The sequence below is a fragment of the Halomonas sp. BM-2019 genome, assembly GCF_017584085.1.
In genome coordinates this window covers 647,602-664,883 of record NZ_CP071922.1, presented here as the reverse complement: position 1 = coordinate 664,883, position 17,282 = coordinate 647,602, and the positions used below count along the sequence as shown (strand labels likewise).

Here is a 17,282-nt window from a genome sequence, read left to right as displayed (position 1 = left end):
GTCTCCCAGTTGCCACGCCCCGTCTCGTCACGCTCCAGGTTGAGGCGCATGCCGTCCAGGGTCAGGCCGTCGATGGCGATCTCGCCGCGCAGCAGGGGCGCAAAGGCCAGGCTCACCTCGGCGCGCTGGAACGCCACGAAGGACTCCTCATCGCCCACCGCCTGGTCGGGCAGCCATGCCTCGGCCTTCTCGACGCCCACCCCGAGACGTGGGTAGAAGGACCAGGTGAGGGGCCCCTCCAGGGCGAGCTCCAGGCCGCTCTGCTCGCGTACCACCTCGATCAGCCGCGGCTTGAGGTCTTCCGGGTCGACGAAAGTGGTGACATAGACCACGGCGGCCACGGCCACCACGGCGAGGATCCCGATCGCGGCGAGCAGGGTGCTCAGCAGGCGCTTCATCGACACCCCCATTCGCCGGGCAGGATGAATTCGAAGTAGTCGCCCTCACGCTCGAAGCGGTAGCCGAGCCGGGTCAACAGCACCTGATCGGCCATCTGCAGCTGGTCCAACTCGGCACGCAGCGCCCTGCCCTGGGCGCTCGCCGCCTGGCCCACCAGGGTCATCAGGCGGGTCCCGACGCCGCGCCGCCGGGTCGTCTTGCGCACGCAGAAGTGCGATATCCACCAGGCCTCACTGTCATCGCGCTGCGCCACGGCACCGATCAGCCGCTCGTTGAAGCGCGCGCAGAGGAAGCGGTGCCCGGCGGCCAGATGCGCCTGGATGAAGGCCCCCACGGGCGCCGGCAAACGCTCCCGGGGGGCATCGGCATAGATGCGCGCGAGATCTAGCTGGGCCTGGGCATCCGCTTCCCAGGCGACTCGGTCGACGGGGTGAAGTGTCACCGGCATAGATGGGTCTCCCTGGGCCGGGGCGGCGAGGGTCGCCGCCATGCAGTGGGTGCATTGTAGCGGATGGGGTCGGCGATTCTCTATAATGGCAGCTTCCCGGCAGCGGGCCGCCCGCCGTCACCCCGATATCCCAGGCCGCTGCTCGCCATCGGCCTCCGTTCGACACGCGCCCAGGCGCTGGAGATGCAACATGTCCGAGCGTATCGCCACGGTCAGCCGTGACACCCAGGAGACCCAGATCACCGTGACCGTCAACCTCGACGGCAGCGGCAGGCTGGCCTGCGAGACCGGCGTCCCCTTCCTCGATCACATGCTCGACCAGGTGGCGCGTCACGGCCAGGTCGACCTGGAGATCAAGGCCGTCGGCGACCTGCATATCGACGACCACCACACCGTCGAGGACCTGGGCATCACCCTGGGCCAGGCGTTTGCCCGCGCCATCGGCGACAAGCGTGGCATCCGCCGCTACGGCCACGCCTATGTGCCCCTGGACGAGGCGCTCTCCCGGGTGGTGGTCGACTTCTCCGGTCGCCCGGGGCTGTTCATGGACGTCGAGTTCACCCGCGCCAGCATCGGCCGCCTGGATACCCAGTTGTTCTGGGAGTTCTTCCAGGGCTTCGTCAACCACGCCATGGTCACCCTGCATATCGACAACCTGAAGGGCTTCAACGCGCACCACCAGGCAGAGACCATCTTCAAGGCCTTCGGCCGCGCGCTGCGCATGGCTCTGGAACCCGACCCCCGCATGGCCGGTCAGATGCCGTCCACCAAGGGCTGCCTGTGAGGCCCCCGCACGACCACACGAGGAGCGCTTCATGACCATTGCCGTCATCGACTACGGGATGGGCAACCTGCATTCCGTCGCCAAGGCACTGGAGCACGTCACCCACGAGAACGTGGTGATCACCCGTGACCCCCGCCGCATCCGCGGCGCCACCCGCCTGGTGCTGCCCGGCCAGGGCGCCATACGCGATTGCATGGGCGAGCTGGAGAAGACCGAGCTGCGTGGCCTGGTGGAAGAGCTGCTGGCCAGCCAGGAGAAGCCGCTGCTGGGCATCTGCGTGGGCCAGCAGATGCTGCTGGACCACAGCGAGGAGAACAACGGCATCCGCTGCCTGGGCTTCCTCGGCGGCGAGGTGAAGCGCTTCCCCTCCGACATGCGCGACGATCGCGGCCAGCGCCTCAAGGTGCCCCACATGGGCTGGAACCTGGTCCACCAGCAGCGCGACCATCCGCTGTGGGCCGGTATCGACCAGGACGAGCACTTCTACTTCGTGCACAGCTACTACGTGGCGGCCGCCGACGACGCCAGCGTCTTCGGCACCACCGACTACGGCCGCATCCAGGCCCACGTGGCCATCGGCCGCGACGCCACCTTCGCCGTGCAGTTCCATCCGGAGAAGAGCTCCCGGGCCGGTCTGCGGCTGCTCGAGAACTTTGTGACCTGGGCGCCTTGAGCCGCGCCGGGTCACCGGGGCCCCTGAGGTTCACACAGACATCTGCGGGGCCGCCACACCGGGCGGCAGCCCCGCCCATGACTTTCAACCGGGGCCCGCTGAGGCACCCAAGGAGCTGGACATGCTGGTGATTCCCGCCATCGATCTCAAGGACGGCCAGTGCGTGCGCCTGAAGCAGGGCCGCATGGATGAGGCCACCTCCTACGGCGACGACCCGGTGGCCATGGCCGAGCGCTGGGTGAAGGCCGGCGCCCGCCGCCTGCACCTGGTGGACCTCAACGGCGCCTTCGAGGGCAAGCCGGTCAACGGTGACGCCGTGACCGCCATCGCCCGGCGCTGGCCTACGCTTCCGATCCAGATTGGCGGCGGCATTCGCTCGGCCTCGACCATCGAGCACTACCTGGCCGCCGGGGTCAGCTACGTCATCATCGGCACCAAGGCGGTCAAGGAGCCGGCCTTCGTTGGCGAGATGTGCCGCGCTTTCCCGGGCCATGTGATCGTCGGTCTCGACGCCCGCGACGGCTTCGTGGCCACCGACGGCTGGGCAGAGGTGTCACAGGTGAAGGCCGTGGACCTCGCCAAGCGCTTCGCCGACGATGGCGTCTCCAGCATTGTCTACACCGACATCGCCCGCGACGGCATGCTGAACGGGGTCAACGTGGAGGCCACTGCTGCACTTGCCCGTGACGGCGGTCTGCCGGTGATCGCCTCCGGCGGAGTGACCGACCTCGACGACCTGCGCGCCCTGGTGGCCGCCGGCGAGCCGGGGATCCTCGGCGCCATCACCGGCCGCGCCATCTACGAGGGCAGCCTGGACGTGGCCGAGGGCCAGCGGCTGTGCGACGAACTCACCGCCTCGAAAGGAGCCTGAGATGGGACTCGCCAAGCGCATCATCCCCTGCCTGGACGTCGACGCCGGCCGCGTGGTCAAGGGCGTCAACTTCATCGGCATCCGCGACGCCGGGGACCCGGTGGAGATCGCCCAGCGCTACAACCAGCAGGGCGCCGACGAGATCACCTTCCTCGACATCACCGCCAGCCACGAGGACCGTGACACCACGGTGGAGATGGTCGAGCGCATCGCCGGCGAGGTGTTCATCCCGCTCACCGTGGGCGGCGGCATCCGTACCTGCGACGACATCCGCACCATGCTCAACGCCGGCGCCGACAAGGTCTCCATCAACACCGCGGCGGTGACCAACCCGGAGTTCGTGCGCGAGGCCGCCGAGCGCTTCGGCAGCCAGTGCATCGTGGTGGCCATCGACGCCAAGCGGGTCTCCGCCGAGGGCGAGGCGCCGCGCTGGGAGATCTTCACCCACGGCGGGCGCCGCCCCACCGGCCTGGACGCCGTGGAGTGGGCGAAGAAGATGGTGGCGTACGGCGCCGGCGAGCTGCTGCTCACCAGCATGGACCGCGACGGCACCAAGGCCGGCTTCGACCTGGGGGTGACCCGTGCCATCGCCGACGCGGTAAGCGTGCCGGTGATCGCCTCGGGCGGGGTGGGCAACCTCGACCATCTGGTCGAGGGCGTACGCGAGGGCGGCGCCGATGCGGTGCTGGCCGCCAGCATCTTCCACTTCGGCGAATACAGCATTCCCGAGGCCAAGCGCTACATGGCCGAGCGCGGTATCGAGATGCGCCTTTGAGACAGGCGACTGGCGACAGCATGCCCCTGCGTGGCTACCTCCCCCTGCTGCTGGCCGCCCTGCTGGGCGCCTCGCCGCTGGCGCCCCTTGCCGCGGCCGAGGCGCCCGGCGGCTGGCGCGATCACATCGACTGGCCACCGCGGCTGGAGCTTGGCCATGTGCTGGTCCAGACCAGCCTCTATACCGACCACTTCAGTCCGGACCCGGAGCACACCAACAACCAGCAGCTGATCGGCGTGGAACTGCACAACCCCGACCTCTGGTTCACCGGCTTCGCGCGCTTCAAGAACTCCTTCAACCAGGTGTCACACTACCTCTACGTGGGCCGCGAGCTGACGATGTGGGAATCCGGCGATACCCGCATCCGCGCCAAGCTCTCCGCCGGGGCCCTGCACGGCTACCGCGGGGAGTTCCGCGACAAGATCCCCTTCAACCGCTATGAGGTCGCCCCGGGCATCCTGCCCTCGGTGGGCGTCAGCTGGAAGCGCCTGGAGACCGACCTGATCGTGTTCGGTGCCGCCGGGCTCATGGTCACCGCCGGGGTGCGCTTCTAGTCCAGGGAGAGCCCAAGATTGCTGACGCCCTCGTTGCGCCCCAGCCGGCGCAGCGCTTTCAGCTCATCGCGGCCCAGGGGGCCTTCGACGGCCTCGAGCACGGCATCCTGGAAGTCGTTCTCGTCCGCCATCAGCGGATGGTCGCGCACCAGCGCTGCCAGGCGCTCGCCGTCCTCCTCGCCCTCGGTCAGCTCGATGAAGGCGCGCACGCCACCACGCGAGGCCTTGCTCACCTCCAGCACTGCCTCCGGCGCCTCGCCCTGCAGGGTGTCGAGCAGCGCCGAGAGCGCCGCCACCGCCTCCGAGGCACGGCGGGCGCCGAAGCTGTCGTCGTCCGCAGAGGGAGCCTGCTCGGCGAGCTTTTCCGCCTGCAGAGCGAAGTCGATCCTGGCGTCCTTCACCGCGAGCCGTTCCCACACCAGGTCGAGGATGGCCCGCAGCGCCTGCGGGTTGCCCCGGCCGGTGGTCTGGGCGTAGCGGGCCTGATGGTAAAAGGCATGGTTGGGCAATAGGCGCTCGCAGAGCGCCGCCATGAAGGCCTGCTGGCGACGTGACTCGAGCCGCTGCAGGCGCTGGTAGAAACCGCTCATGGACTCTCCTTGAATAATCAATGTCTCACGGCCAGAGGCGTTCCGCCGGGGCGCGTCCGCGGGCATCCAGCAAGATCCCCTCCTCGGCGAGGCGCTCGCGCTGCTCAACGGTACCGGGATGGTCAGCCAGCTTGCGCGAGGCGGTGATGACCCGAAACCAGGGCAGGTCATGCCCCTCGGGTAGCTCGCGCAGGGCGCGGGCCACCAGCCGAGGTGTAGCCCCCTCGGTCATGGCGGCGAGGCGCCCGTAGGTGGTGACCCGCCCGGGCGGGATGGCTGCCAGCACCGTCAGTATCTGTTCACGCAGCGTCGGCTTCATGTACCCTTGCGCCCCCTGTCGGGTCGTTACCCATCGATGGCGAGGTTCCCCATGCATCTTCACCTGCTACAGCACAGCCCCCATCAGGGGCCGGCGCGCCTGGCCGACTGGCTCTCCAGCATGGGGCACAGCCATACGGTGTTCCACCTGGACGCCGGCGAGACGCCGCCCCGGCTGACCGACTGCGACGCCCTGGTGGTGCTCGATGGCCCGGTCGGCCCGCTGGACGAGGCGGATCAGCCCTGGCTCAAGGGGGAACGCAAACTCATCTCACGCGCCCTGGACAGCCACAAGCCGCTGCTCGGCATCGGCTTCGGCGCGCGGCTGATCGCCGAGGCGCTCGGCGCCGTGGCGGCCCGCGGCACCTTCGCGGAAACCGGCTGGCACCCGGTCACCCTGGCGCCGGAGAGCCCGCTGGACCTGCCCGAGCGGTTTGACGCCTTCATGTGGCACCGTGAGGTCTTCGCGCTCCCCGAGGATGCCGTAGCGCTGGGCGGCAGCAAGGCGAGCCCGCTGCAGGGCTTCAGCTGGGACGCCGGCCGGGTGGTGGGGCTGCTCTGCCACCTGGAGGCCACGCCAGAGAGCGTGGCCACCCTGCTCAGCCAGGGCTCCGCCCCCGATGGCGCCAGCCAGAGCCCCCACGCCCAGCCCGGCGAGACCATGCTGGCCGACCCCCAGCGCTTCGTGCGCCTGGCGCCCCTGCTCGACCGCCTGCTCAGCCAGTGGCTGCGTCAATGGACGCGCTGAAGGCCGGCGAAGCGCCCCGCCAGCAGCGGGCCGGCTGAGGCTCAGCCGGCCGCGCGGGCGCTGGTCACCCGGCCGCGTGCCGCCTGCTCAGCCGACCACGCCCGGGCCGCCTCGCGACAGCTCTCCCAGTCGCCCACGTGAAGGAAGCGCTGCTCGGGGTGCTTGGCCAGCTGGTAGCGATACATAGGGTCATAGTATTCGGTGAGCAGCGGCGCCAGCCACGCCTCATGGGCCTGGCGGTTGCCGCGGGCGTGCTCGCGGAAGGCCAGCTGCTGGAGGCGCTGCAGGCGCGCCAGCCGCTCACCGCCGAGGCGCTTGCGCAGCCGGGCCAGGGAAGCGGCCAGCTGCTTGCGCATCAGCGCCCAGCCCAGCCACTCCCCGCACTGCTGCCGGTAGACCTCCCAGAGGTCATCGATGTAGTCCTTGTGAATCCGCGCCAGGCGCCAGTCCAGGGGCATCTCCACGCGCAGCCGCGGCGCCTGCTCCATGGCCTGCCAGAAGGTGAACGGCACGTTGGCCGCCCCGATATGGCGCGACTCGTCTTCCACCACCAGCGGGCCGGGCAGCGCCAGCAGGCTCAGCCCCATGGCGTGCTCGAAGTCGATCTGGCTGGGGGCCGGCAAGGGGTGGCGGCCGAAGGCCGACCCCTTGTGGCGGGCACACCCCTCCAGGTCGAGGCCGTTGTCGAGGGCCTGGATCAGCGCGGTCTTGGCGCAGCCGGTGAGCCCCCCCACGACCAGCAGCGGCTGGTCGGCGGCGGCGTCGATACGCGCGCAGAGCGCCTGGCGCATCGCCTTCCAGCCCCCGCGGAGGCGCGGCCGGACGATGCCCGCCTCGCCGATCCATTGCTGGGCGATCTGCGAGCGCAGCCCGCCGCGAAAGCAGTAGACGATGGCGTCGGGGTGCGCCTCCAGCGCCGTCAGCCAGGCGGCCACACGGCTGTGCCTGATGCTACCGTCGACCAGCCGCTGGCCGAGCGCGATGGCCGCCTGCTGGCCGTGCCGCTTGTACTCGATGCCGACCCGGCGGCGCTCCTCGTCGTCCATCAGCGGCAGGTTGACCGCCCCGGGCAGCGCGCCCTGGGCGAACTCCACCGGGGCACGCACGTCGATCAGCACCCGCTTCTCGCGCAGCAGGGCGAGGTCCGGCTCGACCAGCGGCAGCTCGCTCACCCCTTTACCTCGATCAGCGCCGGCCCCTCGGCCTTGACCACCTGGCCGAAGGGAGCGAGCGCGATGCCGTGCTCGCGGCCGATGCGTTCCACGTCATCCTCCCAGGCGGGGTCCACCGAGAGCAGCAGGCCCCCCGAGGTCTGCGGATCGCACAGCCACTGCCAGTGAACCTCGTCCATCTCCGGCAGGCTGTCGCCCAGGGCCTGACGGTTGCGCAGGGTGCCGCCCGGCACCGCGCCCTGGCGGCGGTAGGCCTCGGCCTCGGCGAGACGCGGCAGGCGGCGGAAGTCCACCCGTGCCGCCACCCCGCTGGCCGCGCACACCTCGGCCAGGTGGCCCGCCAGGCCGAAGCCGGTGACGTCGGTCATGGCGTTGACCCCCTTCACCTTCGCCAGCGCCACGCCGATGCGGTTGGACCTGAGCATGGTCTCACGGGCCAGCCCCTGGTGGCCCGGCTCCAGCAGCCCCTGCTTCTCGGCGGTGGTGAGCATGCCCACCCCCAGCGGCTTGGTCAGGAACAGCAGGTCGCCGGGCTTCGCTCCCTTGTTGAGCTTGAGGTGCTCGAGCTCTACCAGGCCATTCACCGCCAGCCCGAAGATCGGCTCCGGAGCGTCGATGGAGTGGCCACCGGCCAGCGCCAGGCCAAGCTCCCGGCATACCGCCTGGGCGCCGGCCAGCACATCCCCGGCCACCTCGGCGGAAAGCTTGTCCAGGGGCCAGCCTAGGATGCCGAGCGCCATCACCGGGGTACCGCCCATGGCATAGACATCGCTGATGGCGTTGGTGGCGGCGATGCGCCCGAAGTCGAAGGGGTCGTCGACGATGGGCATGAAGAAGTCGGTAGTGGCGATCATGCCGCGGCCGTCGCCCAGGTCATAGACGGCGGCATCCTCGCGCCCCTGGCTGCCGACGATCAGTCGCGAGTGGGTGGCACCCGGGCCGGCCTTGGCGAGGATGCCGTCAAGCACGTCGGGGGCGATCTTGCAGCCACAGCCGGCGCCGTGGCTGTACTGAGTGAGGCGGATGGCGCTCATCGGGATCTCCTTGGCAAGCATTGTAACTATTCTACATCAAGGCAGCGGGCCCAGGAGCCCAGTCGCCGGACCGGCCCCGTCCGAGCGTCAGGCTCACAGGGCCTCCAGGGCCTCGGCGAGCCTGTCGACCGCGACCACCTCCATGCCCGGGGGCGAGGCCTTCGGCGCGTTGGCCCGCGGCACGATGGCGCGGGTGAAACCGTGCTTGGCTGCCTCGACGATGCGCTCCTGTCCGCTGGGCACCGGACGGATCTCGCCGGCGAGCCCCACCTCGCCGAATACCACCAGCTCCCGAGGCAGCGGCCGGCTCTGCAGACTGGAGACCACCGCCAGCAGCACGGCAAGATCGGCACTGGTCTCCAGCACCTTCACGCCCCCCACCACGTTGAGGAAGACATCCTGATCGCCGGTGAAGAGCCCGCCATGCCGGTGCAGCACGGCCAGCAGCATGGCCAGCCGGTTCTGGTCGAGGCCCACGGCGACCCGGCGGGGGTTGCCCAGTGGGGAGTCATCGAGCAGTGCCTGCACCTCCACCAGGATCGGCCGGGAGCCCTCCCAGACCACCATCACCAGGCTGCCCGGCGACTGCTCTTCGGCCCGGGAGAGGAAGATGGCGCTGGGGTTCTTCACCTCCTTGAGGCCGTGCTCGAGCATGGCAAAGACCCCCAGTTCGTTGACCGCCCCGAAGCGATTCTTCTGGCCGCGCAGGGTCCGGAAGCGGGAGTCGGCCCCGCCCTCCAGCAGCAGCGAGGCGTCGATCATGTGCTCGAGCACTTTGGGGCCGGCCAGGGTGCCATCCTTGGTGACGTGTCCCACCAGCAGCAGCACGGTGTTACTCTGCTTGGCGAAGCGGGTCAGGGCCGCCGCCGACTCGCGCACCTGGGCCACCCCGCCCGGCGCCGAGGCGACATCCTCCAGGTGCATGGTCTGGATGGAATCGATCACCAGAATCTCCGGTCGCTCGCGCTCGGCCACGGCGAGGATGGTCTCGACGCTGGTCTCGGCCAGCATCTTCAACCCCTGGACCGGCAGCTGCAGACGGTGGGCGCGCATCGCCACCTGGGAGAGCGACTCCTCGCCGGTGACGTAGAGCACACGGCGCGACTGGGCCAGCTTGCAGGCGGTCTGCAATAGCAGGGTCGACTTGCCGGCCCCGGGGTGGCCTCCCAGCAGCACCGCAGAGCCCGGCACCAGACCGCCGCCCAGAACCCGATCGAACTCGCCGAAGGTGGAGGAGAGCCTGGGCACCTCGGAGAGGTCCACATTGGCGAGATCCACCACCTCGCGGCTCAGGGCTCCCGCATAGCCGCTGCGGCCGGCGCCAGAACCGAGCGTGGACGCCCCCGGGCGCGCCGCCGCCAGGCGCACTTCGCTGAGGGTGTTCCACTCCTGGCAGCTCGTGCACTGCCCCTGCCACTTGCGGTATTCGGCGCCGCATTCGGTGCAGACGAAGGCGCTCTTTGCCTTGGCCATGACTCCTCGCTTCTCGGGATTCGATGGGTGAGCATCCTGGCAGGCCACAAACGCCTGGGGCGGCCCGGTGGCCGCCCCAGGGTGATGCTCCGCGGGGGGATTACAGACGCTGCAGCTGCAGCATCTCGCTGTTCTGGAAGCGGCGACGCTGGGGGTCGATCAGTTCCAAAGTGCGTTCGTCAAGGCGCAGGAAGTAGTAGATCTGGCCCTCGCCGTCCGGCGTCAACTCATAGACGGTGGCGTTCGGGTCGGTGGCAGTACCGCTGAGCACTTCCCAGTTGCCCGCGTAGTTCTCGTCCGGCGGATCCTGGGGATGCTCGCGGTAGGCGGCCTGAAGGGTGAAGGTGCGCTCTTCCGGCTGGCTCTGCTCGTCACCCTGCAACAGGACGTCGAGGTCGATGCCGTCGCAGTTGCGGCACGGCAGGGTGCCCTGATAGCGCATCTCGGCGACGTCCACGCCGGGAGCCTCGGGACCGGGAGCCGGGCCGGCGGCGCAGCCGGCCAGCAGGGCGAGCAGGGCCGTTCCGGCGAGCAGGGTCCTGATTTGCATGTGTGTCCTCCTAAGCAATAAGCATGGCGCCGTGGACCACGGCGACCTGTGTGACAGCATAACCGCTCATGATATCAGCGGACAGCCCGAACGGAGCGGGGTTCCCTCAGCCCGTCCCCGGATGCACGTGGGCGAACACCAGGGCCAGCACCAGCGGCATCACCACCAGCGCCCCCAGGTTGCCGATCAGCACCAGCGAGGCCACCTTGTGGGGCTCCTGGCGGTACTGCTCGGCAACCAGGTAGTTGAGCACCGCCGGTGGCAGGGCGGCAAACACCCAGAGCGCCGCGGCCTGAAGGCCGGAGAGCCCAAGCAGCCAGATCAGCGGCACGGCGAGCACCAGGCCCGAGAGCGGGCAGAGCACCGCCCCCAGGATGCCGGTCTTCCAGTCCCCGAAGTCGATGTCCAGCATGCGCACGCCCAGGGCGAACAGCAACAGCGGGATGCAGACCCCGCCCAGCATATGCAGGGCTTCCAGCAGCCAGCCCGGCAGCGCCACCCCGGCCAGGTTGACCGTCAGACCGGCGATACTGGCCAGCACGATGGGCATGCGCAGGATGCGCCACAGGGGCGTTCGGGGACTGAGCATCCAGAGTCCCAGCGAAAAGTGCAGCAGCATCTCGACGATGAACAGCACTATCGCCGCGGGCAGCGCCGCCTCGCCGAAGGCCAGCAGCAGCAGCGGGATCCCCATGTTGCCGGAGTTGTTGAACATCATCGGCGGCAGGAAGGTCTTGGGCTCCAGCCTGAGCCACCTCACCAGCGGCCAGAGCAGCACGCCGGAACCCACCACGATCACCGCGCCACCGATCGCCAGCCCCACATACTCCTCCAACGGCGCCTGGCCGTCGGCCAGTACCGCAAACACCAGCATGGGCACGAACAGCTCCATGTTGAGGGTGTTGATGCTGCGGATGTCCGGCGTCCGAAAGCGGCCATAGAGGGTACCGCAGCCGGCGATCAGGAACACCGGCAGCAGGGTGGCGAGGATCTGGGCGGTCATGGGAGTCTCATTGGATTCGAAATGGCGAATGCTCCACAGGCTAGCATGGCGCCGGCTTGCGCGGCCGCCTCGGGCAGGTCACCATGGTCCCAGACCCTACCCTTGACACCAAGCGAGTGACCATGAGCCAGTTCTGGAGCCCCAGGGTGCGCGAGCTGACGCCCTATGTCCCCGGCGAGCAGCCCCGCGAGCGCCTGATCAAGCTGAACACCAACGAGAACCCCTATCCGCCCGCCCCCGGTGTCGGTAGCGTGCTGCGTGACTACCCCACCGACCACCTGCGTCTCTACCCTGATCCGGAATCCCGTGCACTGCGTGAGGCACTAGCCCGGGAATTCGACGTCACCGCCGAGCAGGTCTTCGTGGGCAACGGCTCCGACGAGGTGCTGGCACTGGCCTTCCAGGCCTTCTTCTGCCAGGAGCGTCCGCTGGAGATGCCGGAGATCACCTACAGTTTCTACCCGGTCTACTGCCGACTCTATGGCGTCGAGCGGCGCGCCCTGCCGCTGACATCGGCTCATGAGGTGGACCTGGCGGCCTTCTCCCGGGAGAGCGGCGGGGCCATCTTCGCCAATCCCAACGCCCCCACCGGCCACGGCCACGGGCGCGAGGCCATCGCCGAACTGCTCTCTCGGGTGACCGACTGCGTGGTGCTGGTGGACGAGGCCTACGTGGATTTCGGCGGCGAGAGCGCCATTCCGCTGGTGGAACACCACCCCAACCTGCTGGTCACCGGCACCTTCTCCAAGTCACGCAGCCTGGCCGGCCTACGGCTCGGCTACGCGGTCGGCTCGCAGGAACTGATCGAGGGCCTCACGCGGGTCAAGGACTCCTTCAACTCCTACCCCGTCGACAGCCTGGCCAGCACCGTGGCCATTGCCGCCCTGGAGGACCACGAGCACTTCGAGGCGTGCCGCGAGAAGGTAATCACCACCCGTGAACGCATCCGCACTCGGCTGGAGAAACTCGGCTTCCGCGTCCTGCCCTCCCAGGCCAACTTCGTGCTGGTCACCCACCCGGAGCACGATACCCCACAGCTGTTCGCCGGGCTTCGCGAACGCGGCATCCTGGTGCGCCACTTCAATACCGAGACGCTGCGCGACTTCCTGCGCATCACCATCGGCACCGACGACGAGATGGACAGCCTGATCGAGACCCTCGAGACCCTCTGCCGCTGAGCGATCTCATCCGCTGGTCTCAGCAAGGGCGCCTCCTGGCGCCCTTGCCATTTCCGGAGCTACCGATGACCCAGTCCTCCCTACCGCTCTCGGGCGTCCACCATATCGCCCTGATCACCGCCGACTACCCCCGTGCCAAGCGCTTTTACCTCGAGGTACTGGATGCCGAGATCCTCTGCGAGACTTACCGAGCCGAACGCGACAGCCACAAGCTGGACCTCAGGCTCCCGGGCGGCATCCAGTTGGAGCTCTTCTCCTTCCCGGAGCCACCGGCGCGCCTGAGTTACCCGGAAGCCTGCGGACTACGTCATCTCGCCCTGGCGACCCCGGATCTCGACGCCTGCGTCGCCCTCCTGGAGGCACGTGGTGCCCAGCCGGAACCTATCCGCGTCGACGAACTGACCGGTGCCCGCTTCACCTTTCTCGGCGATCCCGACGGCACCCCTATTGAGCTCTACGAAGTGAAAGCGTGAGTCACTCTCGCCGGCCCGAAGACGCGAAAAGCCCCGCGCTCTTTCGAACACGGGGCTTTTCAGTATAAATGCCTGACGATGGCCGGGCCGGCCTCCCGGCGGTCGGCGTCCCGGTACTCTCACATGGGGGTGAGACCGCCCGGCCCTTCGCGGCACCGCCGCGAGGGCGGTCGAACGCCCCGAGCCGGCGAGGGGCCGGACCGCGAAGCGGCCCCACGAAGAAAGCGCGGGGTTTCCCCCTGTCCATGAAAAAACCCCGAACATCTGCATGCCCGGGGTTTTCTCGCTATAAATGCCTGACGATGACCTACTCTCACATGGGGAGACCCCACACTACCATCGGCGCTGAGCGGTTTCACTGCTGAGTTCGGCATGGGATCAGGTGGTTCACGCTCGCTATGGTCGTCAGGCGAAAAGGGGGTGAATCATGCTGGCGATACGTCTCGCGTACCCGGCCGTCCTCTGTCATCGACAGACCGCTTGGGTGTTATATGGTCAAGCCTCACGGGCCATTAGTATCGGTTAGCTCAACGCCTTGCAGCGCTTCCACACCCGACCTATCAACCAGCTGGTCTCGCTGGGCCCTTCAGGAGGCTCAAGGCCTCGGGGAAGTCTCATCTTGAAGGGGGCTTCCCGCTTAGATGCTTTCAGCGGTTATCCCGTCCGCACATAGCTACCCGGCAATGCCACTGGCGTGACAACCGGAACACCAGAGGTGCGTCCACTCCGGTCCTCTCGTACTAGGAGCAGCTCTTCTCAAACTTCCAACGCCCACGGCAGATAGGGACCGAACTGTCTCACGACGTTCTAAACCCAGCTCGCGTACCACTTTAAATGGCGAACAGCCATACCCTTGGGACCGACTTCAGCCCCAGGATGTGATGAGCCGACATCGAGGTGCCAAACACCGCCGTCGATGTGAACTCTTGGGCGGTATCAGCCTGTTATCCCCGGAGTACCTTTTATCCGTTGAGCGATGGCCCTTCCATACAGAACCACCGGATCACTAGAACCTACTTTCGTACCTGCTCGACGTGTCTGTCTCGCAGTCAAGCACCCTTATGCTCTTGCACTCACTGCACGATTTCCAACCGTGCTGAGGGTACCTTCGTGCTCCTCCGTTACGCTTTGGGAGGAGACCGCCCCAGTCAAACTACCCACCACACACGGTCCTCGATCCGGATCACGGACCTGAGTTAGAACGCCAATGATGCCAGGCTGGTATTTCAAGGTTGGCTCCACCCGAACTGGCGTCCGGGTTTCCAAGCCTCCCAGCTATCCTACACAAGCAACATCAGCGTCCAGTGTGAAGCTATAGTAAAGGTTCACGGGGTCTTTCCGTCTAGCCGCGGGTACACCGCATCTTCACGGCGATTTCAATTTCACTGAGTCTCGGGTGGAGACAGCGTGGCCATCATTACGCCATTCGTGCAGGTCGGAACTTACCCGACAAGGAATTTCGCTACCTTAGGACCGTTATAGTTACGGCCGCCGTTTACCGGGGCTTCGATCAGGAGCTTCGCTTGCGCTAACACCATCAATTAACCTTCCGGCACCGGGCAGGCGTCACACCCTATACGTCCGCTTGCGCGTTTGCAGAGTGCTGTGTTTTTAATAAACAGTTGCAGCCACCTGGTATCTTCGACCGCCTCGTGCTCCGGGAGCGAGTCCCTTCACACTAACGCGGCGTGCCTTCTCCCGAAGTTACGGCACCATTTTGCCTAGTTCCTTCACCCGAGTTCTCTCAAGCGCCTGGGTATTCTCTACCTGACCACCTGTGTCGGTTTGGGGTACGGTCCCACTGTATCTGAAGCTTAGAGGCTTTTCCTGGAAGCGTGGCATCGATGACTTCCGGGCCGTAGCCCGTTCGTCTCGCCTCTCGGCCTTAGGATCCCGGATTTGCCTGAGATCCCAGCCTACTGGCTTTCACCAGGACAACCAACGCCTGGCTCACCTAGCCTTCTTCGTCCCCCCATCGCAATACAGTGAGGTACGGGAATATTGACCCGTTTCCCATCGACTACGCCTTTCGGCCTCGCCTTAGGGGCCGACTCACTCTGCTCCGATTAGCGTCGAACAGAAACCCTTGGTCTTCCGGCGGGGGAGTTTTTCACTCCCCTTGTCGTTACTCATGTCAGCATTCGCACTCGTGATACCTCCAGCAAGCCTCTCGACTCACCTTCGTCGGCTTACACGACGCTCCTCTACCGCTCGTCATTCGACGAACCCGTAGCTTCGGTACCTGGTTTGAGCCCCGTTACATCTTCCGCGCAGGCCGACTCGACTAGTGAGCTATTACGCTTTCTTTAAAGGATGGCTGCTTCTAAGCCAACCTCCTAGCTGTCTGAGCCTTCCCACATCGTTTCCCACTTAACCAGGATTTGGGGACCTTAGCTGACGGTCTGGGTTGTTTCCCTTTTCACAACGGACGTTAGCACCCGCTGTGTGTCTCCCACGCTGGCACTCACCGGTATTCGGAGTTTGCCTCGGGTTGGTAAGTCGGGATGACCCCCTAGCCGAAACAGTGCTCTACCCCCGGCGGTGATACGTGAGGCGCTACCTAAATAGCTTTCGAGGAGAACCAGCTATCTCCGGGCTTGATTAGCCTTTCACTCCGATCCACAAGTCATCCAAATCTTTTTCAACAGATCCTGGTTCGGTCCTCCAGTTGATGTTACTCAACCTTCAACCTGCTCATGGATAGATCGCCCGGTTTCGGGTCTATTCCCAGCGACTGGTCGCCCAGTTAAGACTCGGTTTCCCTACGCCTCCCCTATTCGGTTAAGCTCGCCACTGAAAATAAGTCGCTGACCCATTATACAAAAGGTACGCAGTCACCGAACACGTCGGCTCCCACTGCTTGTACGCACACGGTTTCAGGATCTATTTCACTCCCCTCGCCGGGGTTCTTTTCGCCTTTCCCTCACGGTACTGGTTCACTATCGGTCAGCCAGGAGTATTTAGCCTTGGAGGATGGTCCCCCCATGTTCAGTCAAGGTTTCACGTGCCCCGACCTACTCGATTTCACATGATCAGATTTTCGACTACGGGGCTATCACCCACTATGGCCGCGCTTCCCAGCGCGTTCGTCTAATCAGTCTCATGCTTAAGGGCTGGTCCCCGTTCGCTCGCCGCTACTGGGGGAATCTCGGTTGATTTCTTTTCCTCGGGGTACTTAGATGTTTCAGTTCCCCCGGTTCGCCTCCTAACACCTATGGATTCAGTGCAGGATACCCTGCTTGTGCAGGGTGGGTTTCCCCATTCAGAAATGCCCGGGTCACAGGTCGTTTGCCACCTCGCCGAGCCTTATCGCAGGCTTCCACGTCTTTCATCGCCTCTGGCTGCCTAGGCATCCACCGTGTGCGCTTCATCGCTTGACCATATAACCCCAAGGGGTCTGATCCGCGATGACAGTTTGACAATTGCCGGATACGCTTGAGACGTATCTCATGTTCTTCCTGAATCTCTCCAGGAAGGAACGTTTGTCAGCATGATTCACATTGTTAAAGAGCGACTGTCAATCGACAGTCATAAACCTGACATCGCAAGCGGCGATGCTGGCTTATGACTGCGGATCCGATCAGGTAAGACTGTGGTGAGTGGCGAAGCCAAACGATCTGAGGCAAGGCGAAAGGCGACGACGCATAGTATGCTATGCGAGGAGGCTTTCAACGACGCATCAGGAAGTTTGGTGGAGCCAAGCGGGATCGAACCGCTGACCTCCTGCGTGCAAGGCAGGCGCTCTCCCAGCTGAGCTATGGCCCCGAAAGCAATTTGTGTGAGACAAGGCGCTTCGATGCGACGCATAGCCTGCTATGCGAGTATCGGAGCAACGCAGTATCACTGCAAATTTGGTGGGTCTGGGCAGATTTGAATAAACCCCGCGACCTCACCCTTCTCTTTACAAAACTTCCGGGGGTACGCTCTAAGCAACTGCGCTACCCGGCCGTTCAGAGAATGGTGGGTCTGGGCAGATTTGAACTGCCGACCTCACCCTTATCAGGGGTGCGCTCTAACCAACTGAGCTACAGACCCATCGGTCACGCTGGGCCTATACCCAAACAGTCTTTTGCTCTGGTCGATCAGGTAATTCATTGTGAGCACTTGCCGACGGTCGGTGACGTCGTCGATAAGGAGGTGATCCAGCCGCAGGTTCCCCTACGGCTACCTTGTTACGACTTCACCCCAGTCATGAACCACACCGTGGTGATCGCCCTCCGAAGTTAGGCTAACCACTTC

Annotated in this window: 17 protein-coding genes, 2 tRNA genes and 2 rRNA genes; 8 read left to right on the top strand and 13 right to left on the bottom strand. The window is 65.9% G+C overall.

Annotation, left to right across the window (positions count from 1 at the left end; genetic code table 11):
• Both J5F18_RS03385 and J5F18_RS03380 read right to left on the bottom strand, forming a co-directional pair.
• The coding region (locus J5F18_RS03385) for an AsmA family protein (RefSeq protein WP_346300932.1) at nucleotides 1-398 on the bottom strand (398 nt) is incomplete at its 3' end.
• The gene (locus tag J5F18_RS03380; RefSeq protein WP_346300931.1) at nucleotides 395-847 is read right to left on the bottom strand and encodes an acetyl-CoA sensor PanZ family protein; all 453 of its coding nucleotides are present in this window, start codon (nucleotides 845-847) and stop codon (nucleotides 395-397) included. The genes J5F18_RS03385 and J5F18_RS03380, both read right to left, overlap by 4 nt.
• Before the next feature lie 190 nt (nucleotides 848-1,037).
• On the opposite strand from J5F18_RS03380, the gene hisB reads away from it, so the two are divergent.
• The 5 genes from hisB to J5F18_RS03355 all read left to right on the top strand — a co-directional run bounded on the left by hisB (nucleotide 1,038) and on the right by J5F18_RS03355 (nucleotide 4,504).
• Complete coding sequence (gene hisB, locus J5F18_RS03375; RefSeq protein ID WP_346300930.1) at nucleotides 1,038-1,631, top strand: imidazoleglycerol-phosphate dehydratase HisB; 594 nt, start codon at nucleotides 1,038-1,040, stop codon at nucleotides 1,629-1,631.
• 31 nt (nucleotides 1,632-1,662) lie between these two features.
• Nucleotides 1,663-2,304 (top strand): imidazole glycerol phosphate synthase subunit HisH, encoded by a 642-nt coding sequence (hisH, locus tag J5F18_RS03370; protein WP_346300929.1) that lies wholly within the window; start codon nucleotides 1,663-1,665, stop codon nucleotides 2,302-2,304.
• A 121-nt stretch (nucleotides 2,305-2,425) separates the two neighbouring features.
• Nucleotides 2,426-3,175 (top strand): 1-(5-phosphoribosyl)-5-[(5-phosphoribosylamino)methylideneamino]imidazole-4-carboxamide isomerase, encoded by a 750-nt coding sequence (gene hisA / locus J5F18_RS03365; protein WP_346300928.1) that lies wholly within the window; start codon nucleotides 2,426-2,428, stop codon nucleotides 3,173-3,175.
• Nucleotide 3,176: 1 nt separating this feature from the next.
• Entirely contained in the window at nucleotides 3,177-3,950 is a 774-nt protein-coding gene (hisF, locus tag J5F18_RS03360; protein ID WP_346300927.1) for an imidazole glycerol phosphate synthase subunit HisF, read from the top strand.
• A 20-nt stretch (nucleotides 3,951-3,970) separates the two neighbouring features.
• On the top strand, nucleotides 3,971-4,504 hold the full coding sequence (locus J5F18_RS03355) for a hypothetical protein (protein ID WP_346300926.1): 534 nt from the start codon (nucleotides 3,971-3,973) through the stop codon (nucleotides 4,502-4,504).
• On the opposite strand, the gene J5F18_RS03350 is transcribed toward J5F18_RS03355, so the two are convergent.
• Both J5F18_RS03350 and J5F18_RS03345 read right to left on the bottom strand, forming a co-directional pair.
• Nucleotides 4,501-5,094: a YjaG family protein gene (locus J5F18_RS03350; RefSeq protein WP_346300925.1), complete on the bottom strand. Its 594-nt coding sequence runs from the start codon at nucleotides 5,092-5,094 to the stop codon at nucleotides 4,501-4,503. The two genes, J5F18_RS03355 and J5F18_RS03350, sit on opposite strands and share 4 nt — an antisense overlap.
• A 25-nt stretch (nucleotides 5,095-5,119) precedes the next feature.
• Nucleotides 5,120-5,413 (bottom strand): MGMT family protein, encoded by a 294-nt coding sequence (locus tag J5F18_RS03345; protein ID WP_346300924.1) that lies wholly within the window; start codon nucleotides 5,411-5,413, stop codon nucleotides 5,120-5,122.
• Between the two features lie 51 nt (nucleotides 5,414-5,464).
• Between J5F18_RS03345 and J5F18_RS03340 the strand changes: the two genes are divergently transcribed.
• Entirely contained in the window at nucleotides 5,465-6,160 is a 696-nt protein-coding gene (locus tag J5F18_RS03340; RefSeq protein WP_346300923.1) for a type 1 glutamine amidotransferase, read from the top strand.
• A gap of 41 nt (nucleotides 6,161-6,201) precedes the next feature.
• Here the strand turns inward: J5F18_RS03340 and mnmH are convergent, their stop codons facing one another.
• The 5 genes from mnmH to J5F18_RS03315 form a co-directional block, all read right to left on the bottom strand.
• Entirely contained in the window at nucleotides 6,202-7,332 is a 1,131-nt protein-coding gene (gene mnmH / locus J5F18_RS03335; RefSeq protein ID WP_346300922.1) for a tRNA 2-selenouridine(34) synthase MnmH, read from the bottom strand.
• Nucleotides 7,329-8,366, bottom strand: coding sequence for a selenide, water dikinase SelD (selD, locus tag J5F18_RS03330; RefSeq protein ID WP_346300921.1), 1,038 nt, complete (start codon nucleotides 8,364-8,366; stop codon nucleotides 7,329-7,331). The genes mnmH and selD overlap by 4 nt, the downstream gene beginning before the upstream one ends.
• Before the next feature lie 93 nt (nucleotides 8,367-8,459).
• Complete coding sequence (gene radA, locus J5F18_RS03325) at nucleotides 8,460-9,839, bottom strand: DNA repair protein RadA (protein WP_346300920.1); 1,380 nt, start codon at nucleotides 9,837-9,839, stop codon at nucleotides 8,460-8,462.
• Nucleotides 9,840-9,939: 100 nt separating this feature from the next.
• The gene (locus J5F18_RS03320) at nucleotides 9,940-10,389 is read right to left on the bottom strand and encodes a copper resistance protein NlpE N-terminal domain-containing protein (protein ID WP_346300919.1); all 450 of its coding nucleotides are present in this window, start codon (nucleotides 10,387-10,389) and stop codon (nucleotides 9,940-9,942) included.
• Between the two features lie 106 nt (nucleotides 10,390-10,495).
• A complete protein-coding gene (locus J5F18_RS03315; protein WP_346300918.1) occupies nucleotides 10,496-11,392 on the bottom strand; it encodes an AEC family transporter in 897 nt (298 codons plus the stop codon).
• 122 nt (nucleotides 11,393-11,514) lie between these two features.
• Here J5F18_RS03315 and hisC point away from each other — a divergent pair, with 122 nt between their 5' ends.
• On the top strand, nucleotides 11,515-12,570 hold the full coding sequence (gene hisC / locus J5F18_RS03310) for a histidinol-phosphate transaminase (RefSeq protein ID WP_346300917.1): 1,056 nt from the start codon (nucleotides 11,515-11,517) through the stop codon (nucleotides 12,568-12,570).
• A 65-nt stretch (nucleotides 12,571-12,635) separates the two neighbouring features.
• On the top strand, nucleotides 12,636-13,043 hold the full coding sequence (locus tag J5F18_RS03305) for a VOC family protein (protein ID WP_346300916.1): 408 nt from the start codon (nucleotides 12,636-12,638) through the stop codon (nucleotides 13,041-13,043).
• Between the two features lie 294 nt (nucleotides 13,044-13,337).
• Here J5F18_RS03305 and rrf read toward each other — a convergent pair.
• From rrf to J5F18_RS03285, 4 genes are all read right to left on the bottom strand, one after another.
• Nucleotides 13,338-13,453 (bottom strand): 5S ribosomal RNA (gene rrf, locus J5F18_RS03300).
• Between the two features lie 81 nt (nucleotides 13,454-13,534).
• Nucleotides 13,535-16,423: ribosomal RNA gene (locus tag J5F18_RS03295) — 23S ribosomal RNA — on the bottom strand.
• A 309-nt stretch (nucleotides 16,424-16,732) separates the two neighbouring features.
• Nucleotides 16,733-16,808, bottom strand: a tRNA-Ala gene (locus J5F18_RS03290).
• 193 nt (nucleotides 16,809-17,001) lie between these two features.
• Nucleotides 17,002-17,078 (bottom strand) — tRNA-Ile (locus J5F18_RS03285).
• Nucleotides 17,079-17,282 lie beyond the last annotated feature (204 nt).